The sequence below is a fragment of the Desulfobacterales bacterium genome (assembly GCA_034003325.1).
Lineage (GTDB): Bacteria > Desulfobacterota > Desulfobacteria > Desulfobacterales > JAFDDL01 > JAVEYW01.
Genome location: JAVEYW010000002.1, coordinates 10,941 through 30,322, shown reverse-complemented (window position 1 = coordinate 30,322; position 19,382 = coordinate 10,941). Strand labels below are relative to the sequence as shown.

General features: G+C 52.2%; 17 protein-coding genes. 13 read left to right on the top strand and 4 right to left on the bottom strand.

Features of this window, described 5'->3' with window-relative positions; all coding sequences use genetic code 11:
• Nucleotides 1–28: 28 nt before the first annotated feature.
• The 3 genes from RBT11_02190 (at nt 29) to metK (ending at nt 3,405) form a co-directional block, all read left to right on the top strand.
• Nucleotides 29–514: a cyclic nucleotide-binding domain-containing protein gene (locus RBT11_02190; protein ID MDX9785558.1), complete on the top strand. Its 486-nt coding sequence runs from the start codon at nt 29–31 to the stop codon at nt 512–514.
• A gap of 83 nt (nt 515–597) precedes the next feature.
• Nucleotides 598–1,968: an NAD(P)/FAD-dependent oxidoreductase gene (locus RBT11_02185; GenBank protein MDX9785557.1), complete on the top strand. Its 1,371-nt coding sequence runs from the start codon at nt 598–600 to the stop codon at nt 1,966–1,968.
• 267 nt (nt 1,969–2,235) lie between these two features.
• The gene (metK, locus tag RBT11_02180; protein MDX9785556.1) at nt 2,236–3,405 is read left to right on the top strand and encodes a methionine adenosyltransferase; all 1,170 of its coding nucleotides are present in this window, start codon (nt 2,236–2,238) and stop codon (nt 3,403–3,405) included.
• A gap of 137 nt (nt 3,406–3,542) precedes the next feature.
• Here the strand turns inward: metK and RBT11_02175 are convergent, their stop codons facing one another.
• The 4 genes from RBT11_02175 to RBT11_02160 form a co-directional block, all read right to left on the bottom strand.
• Nucleotides 3,543–4,313, bottom strand: coding sequence for a hypothetical protein (locus RBT11_02175; GenBank protein ID MDX9785555.1), 771 nt, complete (start codon nt 4,311–4,313; stop codon nt 3,543–3,545).
• Nucleotides 4,314–4,379: 66 nt separating this feature from the next.
• Nucleotides 4,380–5,267, bottom strand: a complete 888-nt coding sequence (locus RBT11_02170) for a hypothetical protein (protein MDX9785554.1) — start codon at nt 5,265–5,267, stop codon at nt 4,380–4,382.
• A gap of 50 nt (nt 5,268–5,317) precedes the next feature.
• Nucleotides 5,318–6,883 (bottom strand): SpoIID/LytB domain-containing protein, encoded by a 1,566-nt coding sequence (locus RBT11_02165; protein MDX9785553.1) that lies wholly within the window; start codon nt 6,881–6,883, stop codon nt 5,318–5,320.
• A gap of 22 nt (nt 6,884–6,905) precedes the next feature.
• Nucleotides 6,906–7,763, bottom strand: coding sequence for an NAD(+)/NADH kinase (locus RBT11_02160; GenBank protein ID MDX9785552.1), 858 nt, complete (start codon nt 7,761–7,763; stop codon nt 6,906–6,908).
• A gap of 294 nt (nt 7,764–8,057) precedes the next feature.
• On the opposite strand from RBT11_02160, the gene RBT11_02155 reads away from it, so the two are divergent.
• The 10 genes from RBT11_02155 to RBT11_02110 all read left to right on the top strand — a co-directional run bounded on the left by RBT11_02155 (nt 8,058) and on the right by RBT11_02110 (nt 19,340).
• Entirely contained in the window at nt 8,058–8,921 is an 864-nt protein-coding gene (locus RBT11_02155; protein ID MDX9785551.1) for a DMT family transporter, read from the top strand.
• A gap of 318 nt (nt 8,922–9,239) precedes the next feature.
• Nucleotides 9,240–10,469 carry a multiheme c-type cytochrome gene (locus tag RBT11_02150; GenBank protein ID MDX9785550.1) on the top strand — a complete coding sequence of 410 codons (1,230 nt, stop codon included), beginning with the start codon at nt 9,240–9,242 and terminating at the stop codon, nt 10,467–10,469.
• A gap of 37 nt (nt 10,470–10,506) precedes the next feature.
• The gene (locus RBT11_02145; GenBank protein MDX9785549.1) at nt 10,507–11,211 is read left to right on the top strand and encodes a hypothetical protein; all 705 of its coding nucleotides are present in this window, start codon (nt 10,507–10,509) and stop codon (nt 11,209–11,211) included.
• A complete protein-coding gene (locus tag RBT11_02140; protein ID MDX9785548.1) occupies nt 11,201–12,019 on the top strand; it encodes a cytochrome b/b6 domain-containing protein in 819 nt (272 codons plus the stop codon). Before RBT11_02145 ends, RBT11_02140 begins: the two co-directional genes overlap by 11 nt.
• A gap of 14 nt (nt 12,020–12,033) precedes the next feature.
• Nucleotides 12,034–12,444, top strand: coding sequence for a NusG domain II-containing protein (locus tag RBT11_02135; GenBank protein MDX9785547.1), 411 nt, complete (start codon nt 12,034–12,036; stop codon nt 12,442–12,444).
• A gap of 23 nt (nt 12,445–12,467) precedes the next feature.
• Nucleotides 12,468–13,712, top strand: coding sequence for a Gx transporter family protein (locus tag RBT11_02130; protein ID MDX9785546.1), 1,245 nt, complete (start codon nt 12,468–12,470; stop codon nt 13,710–13,712).
• A gap of 162 nt (nt 13,713–13,874) precedes the next feature.
• Complete coding sequence (locus tag RBT11_02125; protein MDX9785545.1) at nt 13,875–15,152, top strand: hypothetical protein; 1,278 nt, start codon at nt 13,875–13,877, stop codon at nt 15,150–15,152.
• A 48-nt stretch (nt 15,153–15,200) separates the two neighbouring features.
• Nucleotides 15,201–16,274 (top strand): FAD:protein FMN transferase, encoded by a 1,074-nt coding sequence (locus RBT11_02120; protein MDX9785544.1) that lies wholly within the window; start codon nt 15,201–15,203, stop codon nt 16,272–16,274.
• 25 nt (nt 16,275–16,299) lie between these two features.
• A complete protein-coding gene (locus RBT11_02115; protein MDX9785543.1) occupies nt 16,300–16,887 on the top strand; it encodes an FMN-binding protein in 588 nt (195 codons plus the stop codon).
• 56 nt (nt 16,888–16,943) lie between these two features.
• Nucleotides 16,944–19,340 (top strand): OmcA/MtrC family decaheme c-type cytochrome, encoded by a 2,397-nt coding sequence (locus RBT11_02110; protein MDX9785542.1) that lies wholly within the window; start codon nt 16,944–16,946, stop codon nt 19,338–19,340.
• Nucleotides 19,341–19,382 lie beyond the last annotated feature (42 nt).

Below are 19,382 nucleotides of genomic sequence, written 5' to 3'. Positions count from 1 at the left end.
AGCGATTGTTAACCTGCGGGGGATCAAGATGGTATCCGTGCACGAATTGAAAAAAATCGTTATCTTGGGGTATCTGACGGACGGGATGGTGGAGAAATTAAGACCCTTGGTCAATGTGCTTCGTTTTGAAGAAGGCGATGCCATTTTCAGGGAAGGTGATCCGGCCAACTATTTCTATATGCTCAAGCAGGGAAAAATATTGCTGGTCAAACGTCTTTCCGACTCGATTACGGTTTCGCTCGGTGCGATTCAGCCCGGCTATAGTTTTGGCTGGTCTGCGATGTTGGAGGTCGATGCGTATCGATCCAATGCCCTGTGCGCCGAACCCTCCGAGGTTTATTCCGTTCGCGGCGAGAAATTAAAAGCCGTGCTGGATAAGGATCCCGCCATGGGCTATCTGCTGATGCAACGGCTGCTTCGTGTCATCAAAAACCGGTATGATCGGCGGACCGAACAATTTGTAAAAATTATCACCAGTCATCCGGATCTGAAAAATCTGTTTGCGGCAGAATAGGTATTAAATGCAGATAGCCGCTTCCCCACCAGGAAATTTGCGTGCCGGCGTTTGATGAATTTTTTTTTAATGAGGAAATTTCTATGAGAACTTACGATGTGATCGTCATTGGGTCGGGAACCGGCGGTCAGACCGCCGCCTATGATTTGAAAGCTGCCGGATTAACCGTTGCGCTGGTTGAAAATAGTGGCCGACCGGGCGGAACGTGCGCCCTTTCGGGCTGCCAGCCCAAAAAGTGGTTTTACGAAGTGGCTGAAGTCGTTGCCAAGTCTCGACATTTGGAAAGAAAGGGCATCTCGACCGCCGCTGTTGGTGATTGGCATGCTGTGTGGGAGCAGAAACAGCTGTTTACCGACAACATACCCGAAAATGCCGTTAACGGACTTTACGAGGTTGGTATCGACTTTTTGAAGGGCACGGCTGCGTTTAAGGACATCAACTCTCTGGATGTGGACGGGCAAAGGTTCGGCGCCGATTTTTTCGTTGTGGCAACCGGGGCAAAGCCGCAGGTCTTGCCGATTAACGGTGCCGAACATTTAGTTACCAGCACCGGGTTTTTGGAACGCGGCGATCTCCCCCGGCGGATCGTTTTTGTCGGCGGCGGTTTCATCTCATTTGAGTTTGCCCATTTTGCCGCTCGAATTGGACCGGAAGACCGAAGCATCACCATTCTGGAAGTCAGCGACCGGCCGCTGAACCTTTTTGATCGGGATATGGTTGATCTGGTCCTGAAGGCCTCCGCCGTGGATGGCATTGACGTGAGGCCGAAGACCCAAATCGCCGCTATCGACAAGCAGGGCGATGTTTTTTACGTTCGGACGCGGTCGGGCGTGATTTTTGAGGCCGACCTGGTGGTGCACGGCGCCGGTCGCGTTCCGGAAATCGAGCGTCTCAAGCTCGAACGGATCGGCGTGAATGTTACGGAAAGAGGCATTCGCGTCAACGCGCAGATGCAAACCACGATACCCAATATTTTTGCCGTCGGCGACTGCGCGGCCACGCCAGCATTGGCCCGAGTGGCCGATTTTGAAGCGCATGTGGCGGCTGAAAACATTTTAGCCATCCGGAAAGACACGGAGCTGATCAGCGTTGATTATAAGGCTGTCCCCTTTGTGATTTTCACCTATCCTCAGTATGGAATGGTCGGGAAAACCGAAGAGGCCCTTAAAAGAGAAGGGATCTCTTATCGCAAAAGCACGGCTGCCGATGTTAAATGGCCTACCTACCGCCGGGTCGGCATTAAGCATGCGGGCTACAAAATTCTGATAGCCGAAAACGACACCATTTTAGGTGCCCATGTCGTATCCGACAATCCGGCCGGCCTGATCAACACATTTAAACAGGCGATTATCGACGGCACAACGGTTGAGAAACTTTACCGGCAAAATATCATGAGCCCCTATCCGTCACGAGAAAGCGACATCATTTACATGCTTAAGCCTTTGGTAAGCTGAAGGGTGTGGCAAGCCTTCTTTCCAAGCTGGTGTAGCAGATCACTCCCGCGGCATCGCTTCCGCAGCTTGTTCAGGCGGGGTGCTGTTATATGTTACCAAAATAGCGGATAAATATTTTTAATTCATGCGCCAGCGCCGACTCTTTTTTCGTTATATTGACATCCGTTGCCTGATTGTTTTATTAACAGTGGCTGCCCGAATGACGATCGAATCTCCGAGTGCCGGCGGGCGGCAAAAAGGATTCAAACAGCGCAAAAGGAGAGCGAAATGAATAAGGAAAAATTTTTCTTCACTTCCGAATCGGTCACGGAGGGGCACCCGGACAAGGTGGCGGATGCCATTTCCGATTCGATTCTGGATGCCATCATCGGTCAAGACAAAGCCGCCCGGGTGGCTTGCGAAACGTTGGTGACGACGGGCCTGGCCTTTATCGCTGGTGAAATTACCACGGATTGCTATGTGGACATTCCCCAAATCGTCAGAGAAACCATTCGGGATATCGGCTACAGCTCTTCGCGTATGGGCTTTGACTATCAAACCTGCTCGGTGCTTACCAGCATTGGTCGGCAGTCACCGGATATCGCCATAGGCGTGAATGTGGGGGAAGGCTTGTTCAAGGATCAGGGGGCCGGGGATCAGGGCCTGATGTTCGGGTTCGCCACGGACGAAACGCCGGAACTGATGCCGATGCCCATCATGTTTGCCCACAAACTCTGCAAACGGTTGGCAACCGTTCGAAAAAACGGTGCGCTGGACTTTCTTCGGCCGGATGGAAAGGCCCAGGTGACCATTGAATATGAAAACGGCACGCCGCTGCGAGTCGATACGGTGGTCATCGCGGCGCAGCATAAGCCGGACATTTCCTATGAGGATCTCAGGGAGGCCATTGTGGAGGAGGTCATTAAAAAGGTCATTCCCGTGGAAATGACGGATGGGGATACCCGTTATTATATTAATGCCACCGGAAAATTTGTTATCGGCGGTCCCATGGGCGATTGCGGACTGACGGGCCGAAAAATCATCGTTGACACCTACGGTGGCCAGGGAAGCCACGGCGGCGGCTGTTTTTCTGGCAAAGATCCTTCCAAAGTGGACCGGAGCGCATCCTACATGGGCCGGCATATCGCCAAAAACGTGGTCGCGGCTGGTCTTGCCAAAAAATGCGAGGTGCAAATCGCCTATGCCATCGGTGTGGCCGAACCCGTTTCCGTCATGGTGGATATGATGGGAACCGGTCTTGTTCCCAAGGAGATTGTCAAAAAGGCGATTCTGGAAATTTTTGATTTACGGCCCGCGGCGATTATCGAGTATCTGGATCTGCTCAGGCCGGTGTACAAAAAGACCTCGGCGTATGGTCATTTCGGTAGAAACGAGCCGGAGTTTTCCTGGGAAAAAACCAATATGGTGGATTCGCTCAGAAAGAAAGCGGGCATATAAGCGTGCCCGCTGCTGACATGGCCTACAAAATAAGGGCTGCTATCGGTTGGTGATACGATGCAGCCCTTTTGGTTTTTCCATTCGGCATTGCCGCCTCCGGATTTTATGACCGGGGAAGGTTTAATCTCCGACGATCGCTATGGCTGTTGGTTCTGGCCCTTATCCCGTCCCTGATTCCACAACACCCATGCGGTTTGATCCGCCTTTGCGGCAAAGCGAAACGGCTTTGTCATACCCCCGTTTGGCCATACCACCATTTTAGTTAAAGGAGGTAACTCCTGCTCCCATTTTTTTCCTGAGGGTGTGACGGGGGCCGGCAATGAATCGGCAGCAGGCGATGGGTACGATTGGGACGGTCGCGCCGGTTCCAGGGGGCCGTGGACCTTCAGGCTGCTAGTATAATTCTTTATTTCCGCGGACCGATCCGAATGAAGGGTTATTCGGAACACACCGCTATCGGATTCCAGCAGGCAAGTACCGGCGGCGATTTCGACCGGGGTTTCCTGTTTCATGGCGGTTGCGTTTACCCATGCATCCCCTAACAGAAGTTCGGCCGGAACGGCATGCTGTGGATGTTGTTTTCCCTTGGCTGGAAATAAGTGAACACGGCTAGATGGTCCTAAGCGCAAGATCAGAGCAGCGGGAAATAAAACCTCAACGGTTCCCCCCGGTTCCGTTTGAATCTGTTGCCCGGGTTGTAGGGAATACGCCTTTGTCAGCGGCGTTTTTTGCGCCGGCGTCTCGTCGGCAATTACAAAAACGCTTCCTTCAATGAAGCCGACAGTTAAAGATTCCACGGCGAAACTCTTCCCCATGCCGCCGGCGCCCATCATCACTATCACCATAAGAACCGAACGCTGAAAGATTTTCATAAACCGACGGTTGCAGGTGTTTTTTTTCAATATCATGTGATGGTCCCTCGTGTTTTAGATTGCCACTGATGACAGCGAGAAGCTTCTGGTCCCTTATAAAACCTACCGGATAGGATCTGCAACCACGATGACGCTGCAACGCTTAAGAAAATCGAGATGATTGGAGTGGCTTCGGAGGCGGTTTGCATCGGAAAGGCTGACGACAATATCGCAATGACCTGCGCCCCGGGCTTTTATGCCCCTGATCACCAAGGGGCGATTTGCCACGCGAGGATCGTTGACAGCCGCCTGAAAATCAATCGCGTATCCGACCATGCCCTGCTGAACCGCAAATTCCCTGCTGGCGAACTTTGTGCCGAAAACTTCTTCGCCGTTTTCATCTACGATTCCGGGGGATATGGCCGGGGTGATGCCGATGCCCCTCGCGTCGACGACCATGCCGGTATAGTGCCTGGTTTTGTAACCAGGCGCTTGGCTGATTTCGGTGGCCGTTGATTTTTTTTTACGAATTGGTATCGGTTTGATGGATTCGATCTGTTTGATTTCGGACGGCAGCATGAGCTGAGAAAAGCCGCCGTAGAGTGACATTCGAATCGTCACTTCCACCGTGCCGTCCGTGAGGTATTTCTGGTTAATAACCCGCGCATTCGTTATCATTTCTTTGAGTTTTTCGGCGATCTCATGGTCGGCCTTCAGTACATCGGATATCTGGTTGTCGGTATCGATTTGAATTTTTTCTATGATATGGAACAGATGGGTGCGGGCGGTGTCGATGGCGGTCTGAACGGCTATGGAGCGCCCCTGCTGATTGCCTTGATAAGTTTTCGGTGGCATGGCCTTTCCATTGGCTTCAACAAAACCCTGGCTCCAGTTAATCATCCCAAAACCGGTCGCTTTAACCAAGTGCGGCTCGCTAACGTCGGCATTTGCCGTCGATAACGCCCGGCAGCAGAGAAAAAACAGACTCCATATCGCTAAGGGTTTTCTCATAATGCCTCCTTATTCAAGTAGTCAGCAAGCTGGCCGCATCCAAAACGAACTCAGATGTTGCCCAGCGTTGCCAACGCAACGCCCGGATAATAATGCTTCAATATGTCAAGGTGCGAATAACCCGCAGCGGCCATCCGATTTGCGCCCCATTGGCTCATTCCCACGCCATGACCATAACCCTCCCCTTTCAGCAGGATACCGGAAGGCCCCGAAATAATCTTAAAATAGGTGCTTTTTATCTGTTTTTCGTCCAGAAGGCATCGAAAATGGTTGGCGGAAAGAGAGGTGTTGCCGTTATTCGCGTGAACCGCAATTCTAAGCACCCTGCCGGTGGGAGAATATTCACAACTGCTGATGGCGGAAATTTTACCGATATTCAGCCCGGCTTGGTTTAACCTGCTGGACGCCGTGGTATAGGGAAGATAGTATTCCCAACCGCTGTTGGGCAAGTTGCTGCTAAACTGATCCGGGACCGCTTTGAGGTAAGGTATTTCCACCTGCCACACATGATGGGCATCTTCCGTGTGCCCGGCGCTGTTGGCGTGAAAAAAAGCGATAATCAATTGATCGTTATGGGTTAATACCTGCCCCCGGGTGGCGTTCACGGCTGCATTGGTGCTTGTTGTCTCCACCGCATACCCCCCATACACCTGGGAGGCGGTGGAGGCTTTGACATCATAGGGCATCAGCCGGTTTTTGCTCGTAATATATAAGGCGTAGGTTCTGGATGCAACGGCTTGCGCTTTTAAGGCGTCATGGGGCCAGCCGCTCGGCATTTCTTTGGGAATAATGCCGTAGAGGTAGTGTTCAAGGGGAAGATGGTTAATGACTTGCATGCCATTCGGCTCAAGAGAGACCATTAAAAAGCCGCGCAGGCGGGTGCCGTTGAGGGAGAGCGTCGATCCGTTGGTTTCAACGCGGCATTGCAGAGACGCCGACGGGCGATGGTTGAGTGCCAACTTTCCATTTTGATGCGTCACATTGATCGGCCCTGCGCCCCGGTATAGTTCCTTTCCGGTGAACGCGTCTTGAATCAGAATCCGGCTGGATGCATCGATATGAACCTGGCGGGCGCTTTCCGTCATTAAGACACGGATTTCCGTGTCCGGTGTGAAGTCACTCAGGGATGGGCCGATGGACGTCACCTTCCCTTCGGCTTGTTTGCCGGCATGCGCTTTCCAGGATTGCGCCGAAGCATGCCTGAATCCTTTCGGATATTGATCCATATACAGGGAAAAGGTATTATGCGCGGCTCGATAGTGTTGCTGTTCATATAACATCATTCCCTCATGAAAAAGGGCATCCGCCGCGGCAGGGCTGTCGGGGTAATCGGCTCTGATTTTTCTCAGCAGGCTCAACGCCGAATCGGGTTGATTGAGATACAAGCCTATGGCCGTGGCTTTGAGCAGCAATGCCTGCGCCGTCATATTTGGAGTGTCCGCGTTGTCTGCTAAGGTTTGGTACAGGTCCAGTGCGTCGGTGTATTGCCCTTTTCGCAACAGGTCGGCAGCCCTGTCAAATGAATCGGCGTTCATCGCGGCGGAGGGGCGAATCGAAAACAAGCCCCCCAACAAAAATAAAATGATTCCGAACGCGCCTCGTTGCATTTGGGACATCTTTTGTTACTCCGGCTCGCGGTTACACGCGATAACCGCTCCAGTTGAGCTTGGCCTTGAGAACATCAAAATAGTTTTGCCCGGGCATGGTGATCATTTGAATGGGATGGGGGCTTTTTCGAACAAAAATGGTGTCCTGATCATCTATTTCAAGACCGGCCTGACCATCAAATGTCAACATGATATTGGCTGCCTTTTTACCCAGTTCAATTTTGATAACCACGGTATCCGGAACAATCAGCGGGCGGTTGGTAAGGGTAAAGGGGCAGATGGGCGCCAAAATGATACCGGCAACCCCCGGATGAATGATCGGTCCGCCCGCTGCCAGGGAATAAGCAGTGGAACCGGTGGGCGTGGCCACAATCAGCCCGTCTGCCCGGTAGGTGGTCAAGTACCCGTCATTGATGGAGGTTTGCATGGTGGCCAGCCTGGCCAGCGCCCCCTTGTTGATGACCACGTCATTTAAAACCGTTTCGCGAGCGATTTCCTCTTCTTTGCGCAGGACGTTGACCAACAGCCGCATGCGGGGTTCGGTTGTAAGTTCCCCATTGAGAATATGCTCGGCCGCCGAAAAAAGGCGCTCCTCGGAAATTTCGGCCAGAAACCCGACTTCTCCGAACTTGATGCCGATGATGGGAATATTCTGATCTCCGATCCATCGCACGGCACTTAAAAAGGTGCCGTCACCTCCCAACACGAAAACACAGCATAAGTCCGGCGGTGCGGACGGCATTTTTCTGTTTGAAAACCGGCGCGTTGGGGTATACACTGCCTTTCGGGTCACTTCCACCTGCCGTGCCTTGAGCCATGCCTCAAGGGCATCGGCCTTTTCCTCCGCCTTGTCGTCTGATTTAACAACAATGCCTATTTTTTTCGGCATGGTATATAACTCCTTTCCCAAATCTCACCAAAGGATGAAATTCAGGACTGTCATACATCCATCTTACTGAAACGGCAAGAAGTTTTGGGCTGTATACAACCGGCCACACAAAAAAGCCCTTGCAACGCGTGAGCGCCGGAAGGCCGTATGTTGGCGTTCAGACATAGATTGGTATTGATACTTTCAAAAACAGGTGTCTATTACAAGAAAATCCGCGCTACTTGGTTGTGCCTGATGGACGAATAATGTTAACAGCCGGTATTTTCGTAATAACCCCCGAACAAAGGCGAAATTATGACCTCCTGGTATATCTATTCCATTGCTGCGTTGCTTCTCCTGGGGGTGCAGCGGTTTTTCTATAAGGTGGCGGCTGAAAAACAGTGTTCCACCGCATGGGTTACGTTTTCTTTTATGCTGACGGTGACGCTGTTGAGTGGCGGGCTTTTTTTGGCGGGGCAGCGCCAGGAGCAACAGTTCCTGTCGCTGGTGACGATCGCCTTTCTAAACAGCGCCGCGTTTTTGCTGGCGACGGTGGCCCACATCGAAGCCTTAAAGTATGTTTCGGCCAGCATCACCTATACAATTATTCAGTTGAATGTGGTGGTGGTGGTGATTTTTTCGATGCTGTATTTTAAGGACCGAATAACGCCGATGCAAAGCGCGGGCCTTTTGCTTGCCGTCATTGCCATGATGATTTTGGCAAGACAGATGCATCACGATGCCGGCGCCGGTGAACGGCGGCGGCGGGGCATTTGGTTTGTGGGTTTGGCGCTGATCGGCGGCGCGGCGGCCAGTGTTTCTTCTAAATTCGCGGCCATGCACACGGACAAGCTCGCTTTTATGGCCCTGTCCTATCTGATGGGAATGGTGGGCTCACTGTGGATCAATAAAACCTTGCCGTCCGGAAAGCCGCATGACGCTCGTTTAAAAGAGGCCGTTATCATCGGAATCCTGATGGGCTTTTTTAATTTTGCCGGGTTTTACGCCTTTCTGGTGGCGCTGGAAACCGGCCCGCTTTCTCTTATTGCAACGATCGTGGGCCTGCATTTTGTAATTTCCATTCTGTTATCCGCGATTATCTACCGGGAAAAAATCAACCCCGCCGGGGTGGTGGGCCTTTTTTTGACGATAATCTCCATCGTGTTGCTGCGGTTGTAATGCCGCCCCCACCTTTCTGGTTTCGCTGGAAGAGGTGCTATAAAAAAGTAAGGTGAATCAGCCTGCCACGGTGAGAACCTGCTCAACCGTTTCCATATGATTCCCCTTGTATCACGCCGAAAATCATTTCAAATTTTTCAACTTCAAATTATCAACTATTCAAAATAGTTATAAAATTATTTATTGACACGCCACTTTCCCTTTGCCATGGGTTACAAATAAGCCATGTTTTTAGAGGCGATTTCAAAGTGCCTGCTGTATCAGAATCAAGAATGGCATTTGCTCTCTTTTATCCACATCGAAACCAAGGAGACCAGCATGAAGGGTACAGGCCGGGTTGTGGCTTTTGTGGAGATGTTGTTTTGGTTGTTCATTGCGGCTTGCGGCGGAGAACACCCCGTCGATATAGAAGCGGTAATGGCTCAGCCGAAAACCTATGTGGGCTCCGACACCTGCAAGATGTGCCATCTGGAGCACTACGATTCCTGGAAGATGACCCTTCACAGCCGAATGGCCCAGGATGCGCAGAAGAATCGGGATGTCATTATCGCCCCAATCAATGAAGCCGATATCCGGGCGGATCTGGCATTGCTGAAGGACGATTTGAAGGTTCCGGTAGATAAGATTTATATCCCGAAAATAGAGGATATCAAAATTACCATTGGCACCCAGTGGACCCAGCGATATATTGTTGAAAAAAATGAAACCCTTTATATCGCTCCGGTTCAGCATGATGCGCAGACCCATCGGTGGCTCAATTATCATGAAGAGGACTGGGATCAGCGGCCGTGGCTGAACTTGTGCGGCGGATGCCATGCCACCGGTGTTGATCTCGAATCGAAGCGTTATATTGAGCTCGGCGTGGCTTGTGAGGCATGCCACGGCATGGGCTCTTGGCATGCGGCCCTACCCAAGACGGCTGTTTTTGACAAGCGCCGAACCATTATCAATCCAGCCAAGCTCACCATGGGGGTTTCGGTGCAGATATGTGGCTCCTGCCATGGGAAAGGCGAGTCCACAATGAATAAGGACGCCAGCTGGGCGGTGGGTTATCAGCCCGGGCAAGCCCTATCGGTTTACTATAAAATGCCGTTTATTGAAAAAGGTGACGTCAAGCAAACCTATGCGGGACATTTCACGGTGGGACATCATCAGCAGTATAACGACTGGCAGGTCTCCCAGCATTTCCGGGAAGGGGTGGCATGTACTTCCTGCCATTACGTGCATCAGCTCGGAATGTCGATTACCCGCTCCCAGACGGTGGGGGCCGGCTCCCAGCAATGTTTCGAGTGCCACCAGATTCTGAACAAGACCACCGGGCATGCCATTCACTCCTTTGCCAATTGCGTGGGCTGCCATATGCCGCGTGTGGTGAAAAGCACGGAATCCGGAGATAACCACAGCCATGTGTTTATGGCCCTGCTTCCGAAAGACACCATTGACAACCCGGAAGTACCCAACTCCTGCACCAGTTGTCATAAGCATAAGGATGCCGTCCTGAAAACGCTTCAGGAAAAAGCGTTCCCGGGGTCCATGGACGAATGGTAACCTGAAAAAACCGATCCTGACAGGCAAGGTGTACCTGATGTCGATTAGAGCATTCAAGGCAAATGCATTCTCATGGGCCGCCGGGCTGATAGTGTTGCATTTGGGTCTGTTTTCTTTACCCGCTTTTGCCCAGGAGGAAGTGGCTTCCGCGTTTCGCAGATATCGGGATCATGAGGTCAGCACCGGCTATTATGAGGAATACGAGGCGGCGCCGAGGCACAACCGACCCCTCATTTCGGTTCCCGGTGTCAAGGAGGGACTGTTACCCTACAGCCCGAAGCTGACACCCCAGGTGCGGATTCGGACCCGGCTATATGATGCCCACTTGGGAATCAAATTCTACGAAGCGTTGCGATGTGCCTATTGCCATCCGGAACAAACCCTTGGAATACACACCGTCCGGGCAAACCTGACCTGTCGGCAGTGTCATGGCGGGGAACCCATCGCCGGCACCCAATACAGTTACGCTCCCATGAACCCGATCCGCAGACATTCCTATGTCTGTGCCAAATGCCACGAAGGGGCCAATGCCTCATTTGCCTCCTACGTGGTGCATGAACCCCTCGCGGGAACGGCGGTTGCCAGAAAGGAATTTCCGGCGCTTCACTATACCTATTGGTTTATGTTGATTTTGTTGGTGGGCACACTGGCCGTTGCCGTGCCGCACGCGCTGTTGATCGGTCTTCGAGAACTGATTTCAAAACGATGGCATAAAAATGGCGGAAGGCATCATGCGCATTAAGCGATTCAACAGCCTGGAAAGGTGCTTTCATTTTTTTCTGATTGTGACTTTTCTTATCCAGACGGCCACCGGATTCAGCCGGGTGTTTGTCTCAACCCATTGGGGAGAGCGGTTGATAGCCTTTTGGGGGGGATATAAGGCGGCGACCACGCTACACATTTGGGTAGGGATGGTGATGATCATCGGTTTCGTGATTCATACCTTTTATATTCTGGCAAGGATTCGGTGGCGTAATTTTTCGGAAAGTGTATTCGGCCCCGATTCTTTGATGCCGAATCTAAACGATGCCCGGAACATCACGCAGCAGGTGCTCTATTTCTTCGGTCTAAGACCTCCGCCCCGGTTTGACCGTTGGACCTATTGGGAAAAGTTTGACTACTGGGCGGTTTACTGGGGAATGCCGCTTCTGGCCATCACCGGGTTGATGACGGCTTACCCGCTGATGACAAGCCAGGTATTTCCGGGGTGGTTTCTCAATATTGCCGCACTGCTCCATCGGGCGGAAGCGGTTTTGGCGGTGTCCTATATTTTTATCGTGCATTTTTTTATCGGCCATTTGCGCCCCTTCAGCTTTCCCATGAATGAAGCGATGTTTTCGGGAAGCGTGCCGCTGGAAGAACTTCAGGAGGAAAAGCCAGTATGGGTGGCGCGCCTGGAAAACGACGGGCAATTACAGCAGTTGCGATCAAACGTCCCTGCCCGCTGGTTCAGGATTGCCTATTTCATGTTTGGATATGCCGCGCTGTGTGTTGGCATTTATCTGCTTGTAAACGGTATTATATACAGTCGATTTGTGAGTTTTCACTGAAAAGAGAGGTCTCTTTGCCAATCGCTGCCACCCGTTTTCGGATTGAATTGAACAAAATGACCGTGCTGGACATTGTGCTCATCTGCGCCGTTTTGTTTCTTTCAACGAACATCATTGTCAAAACGAAACTGCTCCGGGCATCTCCCCCCGCCATCAGTGCCGAGGCCATCGTTTATTGCGACGGCCGGGAACAGCAACGGATAGACCTTAGGAAAGATATGGATATTGTATTGCCGGGTAAAAAGATGGTGATCGCTGTCGAAGGCGGAAAAATAAGAATCAAACAGTCCGATTGCCACCGGCAAATGTGTGTTCATGCCGGCTGGGTCCGGCTTGCCGGCGAAACGATCGTGTGTGTGCCGAATAGAATCGTTATTGAAGTCGCTGCCGGCGCGGTGCCGGTAGTTGATGCCGTGGTTTTCTGAAAGATTAGATCAGCGTGGTGTTTATGGCGGAAAGTCAAACAGACCGGAAACTGTCTCAAATCGCGATTCTGGTGGCACTTGCATGCGTGCTTCAGATTGCCGAATCCTTTATTCCGCATCCGGTTCCGGGCCTTCGGCTTGGCTTGGCCAACATGATGACCCTGACGGCCATGATTCTTCTCGGTTTTGGCCCTGCCATGGAAGTGGCCCTGCTTCGGACCGTTCTCAGCGCATTTATCATGGGCTCATTTATGTCGCCGACGTTTATTTTGAGCTTTTCCGGTGCGGTGGTCAGTACCGCGGTGATGGGGTTTTTCTACTGGCTTTCCGGAACCCACCGATATTTCAGGTTAAGTGTGGTGGGTATCAGCATTCTTGGCGCATTTACCCATAACATGGTTCAGCTCTCCCTTGCTTATTTTTTGCTTGTAAAGCACGGCGGTATTTTTGTTTTTTTCCCCTGGCTGAGCATCGGCGCGGTGGCGACAGGGTGGGTGGTCGGTGTTGTCACCGGGGGTGTCTGCCGTCGCGTTGTAAAAGGGGACGCCTGCAGCATCGGCGAGAACCCAACGGAGAAGACGCGCCCATCCTTCATGCGGCCGTATCAACACAGCACCTCTTTTCTTCACCGGATGCCGGCATCGGGCAAGCTTTCGGCCATATTTGTACTGGCCGTATGCTTTTTTGTCATCTGCGATGTGCGTGCGTATCTGGCTGTTTTTATGGCCATGGTGTTTTTGGCGGCGGTTTCGCAGCTGTCGTTGAACGATTTGTTTTCGCAGATTAAACGGTATGCCATGCTCCTTGCAATGGCCTTTTTGCTGCCGGTCTGTTTTGATTCGGGCACGGATGTCATCGCCACCATCGGTGCGTTGAAAATAACGGCCAGCGGACTTCATTTGGGAATGCTTTTCGCTTTTCGCATTCTCTTGCTGCTTTTTGCAAGTTGCCTTCTGATGAGAACCACCTCGCCTGGGGAATTGACTCGCGGTTTGGCCCAGGTGCTTTTCCCCTTGAGCGTTCTGGGTATTTCCCGGCATCGGGTGGCTACAGTTCTTACCCTTGCATTGGAGGCGGTTCCCGCCGCATGGGGTGCGACCCGAGGTGCGATGGCGACCGCGGATTTAAAAAAGGTTCATACCCTTAAAAATCTCATCCCTCTGTTGAGCGATATGATTGCCGCATTATACCTGCGAGCGGGTCTGCCTGACGTTCAAAGGGAAGAAACGGCGCCCAAAAAGAGTCAGCGTTCGATGGATGTGGTGTGAACATACTATTCAGGAAAGCAGCCTTTTCCGCCCTAAACGGTTGTTTTCAAGCGAACGCCTGAATTCCCGAAAAATGGATTTCCGGATGGTCATGGCCGAAAACAAACATTGTCGTTTGGTTGCTTAATTTGGAAGCCTGCTTTGTCAGAAAGGAGGACAGCAATGAAGATAACTGTTGTTTTGGCAATTATCTGTTCACTGTTAATGATCGGCGCAGAAGGGGCAGCGGCCGATGAGCTTCAGGAGCTTAAACAGCAGCTCCAAATGCTGCAGAAACGAATTGAAGAGCTTGAAAAAAACCAGACTGAACAGGGGCAAAAAGCCGAGAAAGTAGCCGCATCGGTCGAAAAAATCAAAAAACAACCGTCCGCCCGTGCGGTTGTTTCCGATGCCCTGAGCGGTCAGACCACCGTCAGCGGCCATTTTAAGTTTTTTCTGGCCGATCAAAGCGATGGAGAGGTCAACGGCATCGATCAACACAACTCTTTTGCCGCAGGTGTCAATAATCTATGGATTTATTTCAACAAACAGCTAAACGACTGGATACAGATCGAAGTGGCGCCCGAATTGATGGTTGAAGCGGCCGCTACGCCGTCGCTGGGTGCAAACATTCGGCGGGAGAAATCAGCCGAAGTAGAAGTCGATCTGGCTTGGGCATATCTTGCCATGCGCCTGCCCTGGGGGGTTGAGGCCAAGGCCGGCGCTCTTTTCCCTTATTTCAGCGAGGAGTATGCCTCCAAGGTCTGGTGGGATGAGCAATACCATGGGAATAACGGGTTGGTAACCCTTGAAAACTGGCGTTCTACCGGTATCGAGCTTTATCGCAATTTCGAACTTGAAATTTCTTCCATATTTGTTTCCCTCCCTGTCTATTTGTATCCCTATCTCAATGGCGATGACCGGGGCATTATTCAGGATAAACGCTTTACGGACAATAACAGCAGCAAGAGTTCTCTGGTCCACCTGACACCGGAATTTTTTGCTTTCGGTGCGCGTTTCAAGATTCTCGGTTCTTTCGGGCTGGGGAAATGGGATGATGATGGGGATAATTTATCCCGTCAATGGGCGGCCGGCGCCGACATTGCGTATGGCTCCTTTAATTTCAGCGGTGAGTATATGAGCCGGTGGCTGGAAGACCTCCCGTTGCTGGCAGGCGGGACCGATGACGGGGAAGATAAGGGGTGGTACATCAAAGGCCTCTACCGGTTTACGCCGAAGTGGCGCGCCATGCTCAAGTACTCCGATGTGGATCTGTGGTTTCCGGGGACGAACCATCTTCTGACCGACAATTATAAAACCTTCGGCGCAGCGGTCAATTTCTTTATAACTGAAAGTTCGATTATCATGCCGCAGTTTGAATATGTGGATGCCGAAAGATCCGATGGTTCCCAGAGCCTTGACTATTTCCGTTACACCTTGGGGTGGCGAACGACTTTTTAATCCCTGATCAACAGGGCACGTTAAGTTCCGGGAGGAAATCGCCTCATCATGGGATCATCCGACATACCAGACATGCCCCTTTCTTTAAAAAGAAAGGTATCCGTCAAGAAAAAAAGATCGTCGAAAAAGTGGATGTGGATATTGGCCTCGGTAGCCATCGTGTTTCTCGTGACGCTGGGAATCAGGTTGTACCATTTGCATCGATACCATTTTGAGAAACAGACCCATTTCATGATGGATACCTATGTGACGGTTTACGCCGTGGGACCAAAATCGATCACGGTCCCGGCCATCAATTTGGCTTTTGATCGCATGCAGGAGGTTAATGTCAAGTTTAACTCCCGAAATCCAGACAGCCCCATTTATTCATTCAATGAAAAAGGTGTTCCCATTTCGGATCCGGAGATTCTCGATTTGGTGCGGATTGCCCTTCAAGTCGCCGATGATTCCGACGGGGCCTTTGACATCACGGTTGCTCCGCTGATTGCGCTGTGGGGGTTTTATGGCGACACACCCAGGCTGCCGAAAGATGACGAAATCAAACGCTGCCTGGAGAATATCGGCTTTCACCACCTGTTGCTGTCGGACAGGACACTCGAAAAGAAAAAAGCCGGCGTGAAAATTGATCTGGGTGGTATTGCCAAAGGATATGCCGTAGCCCAGGCAGTTTCCATTTTGAGGCAAAAAGGGGTGACATCCGCTCTCATTGATGCAGGCGGGGATATTCATGCGCTGGGCAAAAAGGGGCGGTTTCCCTGGAAGGTCGGTCTCAAACACCCCCGGAAAGACGGTATCCTCGGTTTTATCGAAGTTGAAGACCTATCGGTGATGGGATCGGGCGATTATGAGCGTTTTTTTATGAAAGAGGGGAAACGGTATCATCATATTTTCAACCCGAAGACAGGATATCCGGTTGAAGGACTGCTCGGAAGCACTTTGGTTCATCCCAACCCCATCTTGGCGGACGCCTGGAATACTGCCATCTATGTTCTTGGAGCCGATGAGGGGATGCGCCGGGTCGAAGAATATTCCGGTATGGCGGCGCTTATGGTCAAGGACTCAGGGGAGATCTTGTACTCAACGGGTTTGAAAAATGCCCTCACCATACCTGAGGATAGGTAAAAACCATTATTGAAGGAGGGTGTTCATGTTTAAAATAACCACATTGAAAAGTTCGTTGTTAGGTATCGTTCTTATAAGCCTCAGCGGGGTTTGCTCCGCATTTATGGTCCTCTCACAGGAGGATGCCCTGAAACAAGCTTTCTGGGCGGGTGCAACGATCGAGAAGGAAACTAGGGAACTCACCGGGGATGTCCTGGAAAGGGTCAAGGAGCGGCTCGGGGGGAACCTGGTGTACTTTCAGGAAGGCGCTGAGCAGCAGGAAGTTGAGACCAGAACGACCTACGATTTTTATTTCGGGGTTAAGGACGGCGTTCGCAAGGGGGTGGCAATCATCGACGTGGAACCCGGAAAATGGGGACCGGTGGAATTTTGCACGACCTTGGACGTAAAAGGAACCGTGAAATCGGTGAGGGTTCTGAGTTACCAGGAGCAAAGAGGACAACCCATCGCCCGCAATTCCTTTACCAACCAGTACAAGGGGAAGCACAGCAATTCCACCCTGACGGTTGGAAAAGATATTATCGGTGTCAGCGGTGCTACCATCTCTTCGAGATCGGCGACGTTTGCGGTGAAAAAAGCCCTCGTGATCTACGAGGAACTTTACTTGAAATAGCCCCTGGATTTTATAACCTGAACTGTTACCTTTCATAAAACGGTAAGGAGGTTAACATGATCAGAAGGATTTTAAGGTATCTTTCCCCCGGGCTGGCCTTGCTCCTTGTCCTATGCTACATCGGTTGTTCCGGCGGAAACTCAAAGAGTGATGCCGTTGGCGAACCGGAACCGGAGCTGGTGGCTCAGACCTATAATGAGAAATGTGCCCTGTGTCATCGACCTGGCAGCATTGCGGATCTTGCGGTGGTCCACAGCAAGGAGGACAACAGTCCGGAGGGGGAAATTACGGCAGTGACTATTGATGCCGGCATGGTAACGGTTCATTTCAAGCTGTTCGAGAGCGAGAACAACCTCATCCCCCTTGCCGGTGTCGCGGCAAGCAATATCCGATTTACGATCGCCAAGCTGGTGCCGGGAAGCAACGGGGATGCCGACGAGTGGGTGAGCTATATCAACCGGATCCAAACCATTGGTGCCGAAACTCCTGGGACTGCCCCCGACGGCACCGATACGCCGACGGGAACAAGTCGGACCCAGGCCGACTCACAGCGCGCCAATGCGACCGGCGGGGTTTTCGTCGACAATGGGGACGGCTCTTATCGTTACCAATTTTCTTTTGACATAACGAACGTGATAAGTCCGGTTGCGGTGCCGTATGAGCCGGACCTGACCCATCGAGTGGCCATGCAGTTGACAGGCAATGTTGCCAATGCCTCCCTGGACTTTGTGCCGAACGGGGGGGATCTGCCGAATACCCGCAACATCGCCGTGAACGCTTCTTGTAACGAATGCCATCTCAAACTGGGGCTTCATGGCGGGGACCGCATTCAACTCGCCTACTGCGTGACTTGTCACAACCCGGGCACCACGGATGCCAACAGCGGCAACACGGTCGATTTCAAAGTTATGGTGCACAAGATCCATATGGGTGAAAATTTGCCGAGTGTGCAAACCCTGGGGTGGAGATATGTGATCTGGGGGAATGCCGACAGCGAACATGACTACTCGGAGGTGGTTTTCCCTCAGGATGTGCGTTTCCCCGGATTGGGTGAGGCTGGCAACACCTGTGCCAAATGCCACTCCCATGGAGATGCCGCCGACGGCGACAACTGGAACCTGGTGCCGACGCGGGAAGCTTGCACCTCGTGTCATGATACCATCAGTTTTACGGATCCGCCCCCTTCCGGATTTACGCTTCACTCAGGCGGTGCCCGGTCGGACAACAGCCGGTGCGCGGCCTGCCATCCGGCAACGGGCGGAGTGGCCGGCATTATCGATTCCCACACCCTTGCCGCCCAGGTCGCGGCGAAAAAGTTTAAATACAACATTATCAGTGTGTCCGACGCCGATGGCGGAGACGTGGCCCCCGGCGATTTCGTGAAAGTGACCTTCTCCGTGACCGACCCGACCAATGCCGATGCGCCCTACAACATACTGACGCATCCGGCCTTCACGAGCCGTTCCGGATTGGCCAGCCGACTGGCGGTACTGATCGGTTGGGAGACCAGCGATATCACCAACACCGGCAGCGGAAACGATTTTGCTCAGCCGGTTTCCATTGATACGCTCAGTATCGGATCAACCCCGGCCACCGATAACCTGGATGGGACGTTCAGTGTCACCTCGAAAGTGGCGATTCCCGCCGATGTGACCGGAAGCGGCGTTGCAGGTATTGACGGCCATCCGGCAGGTGATTTTGATGAAGACGGGACATTTTCGGATCGGATTCCGGTTACCAATGTCGTTAAGCGTTTTTCGATTTCCGGGGCTTCTCCCGAAAACCGCCGCACGGTCGTTAATATCGCCAATTGCAATCGATGTCACGGCCAGCTCAGTCTCCATGGGAACAATCGAACCGACGAACCGCAGCTCTGCGCTATCTGCCATAATGCAAATGCCACCGACCGCGGACGACGCCCCGGAGATACTGCATCCACGGCGGACGGGAAGCTGGAGGAGGCGATTGACTTCAAGTACATGGTTCATTCGATTCATGCCGGTTCGGCGGATCATCTCGGTTTCAGGGAAAAAGGGATCGTCGTTTACGGGTTCGGCGGGAGCGTCAATGATTTCAGTGAAGTCGCTTTGCCGGCCGGTTTGGATAACTTGAGAAATTGCACCGGTTGTCATACCGGCAGCACCTTCGCCCTTCCTCTGGAGTCGGCGGTGCAGCCCACCACCGTGCTCACCGAAGCGGATCCGAAAGACCCGGATGACGATATAAATATCACCCCGACGGCGGCTGTTTGTTCTTCATGCCACGATGGCATCGAGGCCAAAACCCATATGTCGGATGAAGGCGGGAAGTTCGACTTTGTTGCCTTTGCCCCGGCCGATGCGGGCACCGGCAGTGGATCACAAGCGGATGTATGCGGTCCGGGACCGGTGTCGGCCCAGCCGGCAGGGCATTCCGAGCGCACGGATTGCTGTAGCTGTCATGGTCCTAATTAACCGTCGCAAATGAGAGCATGGCAGGAGGCGCCGGCACTAACG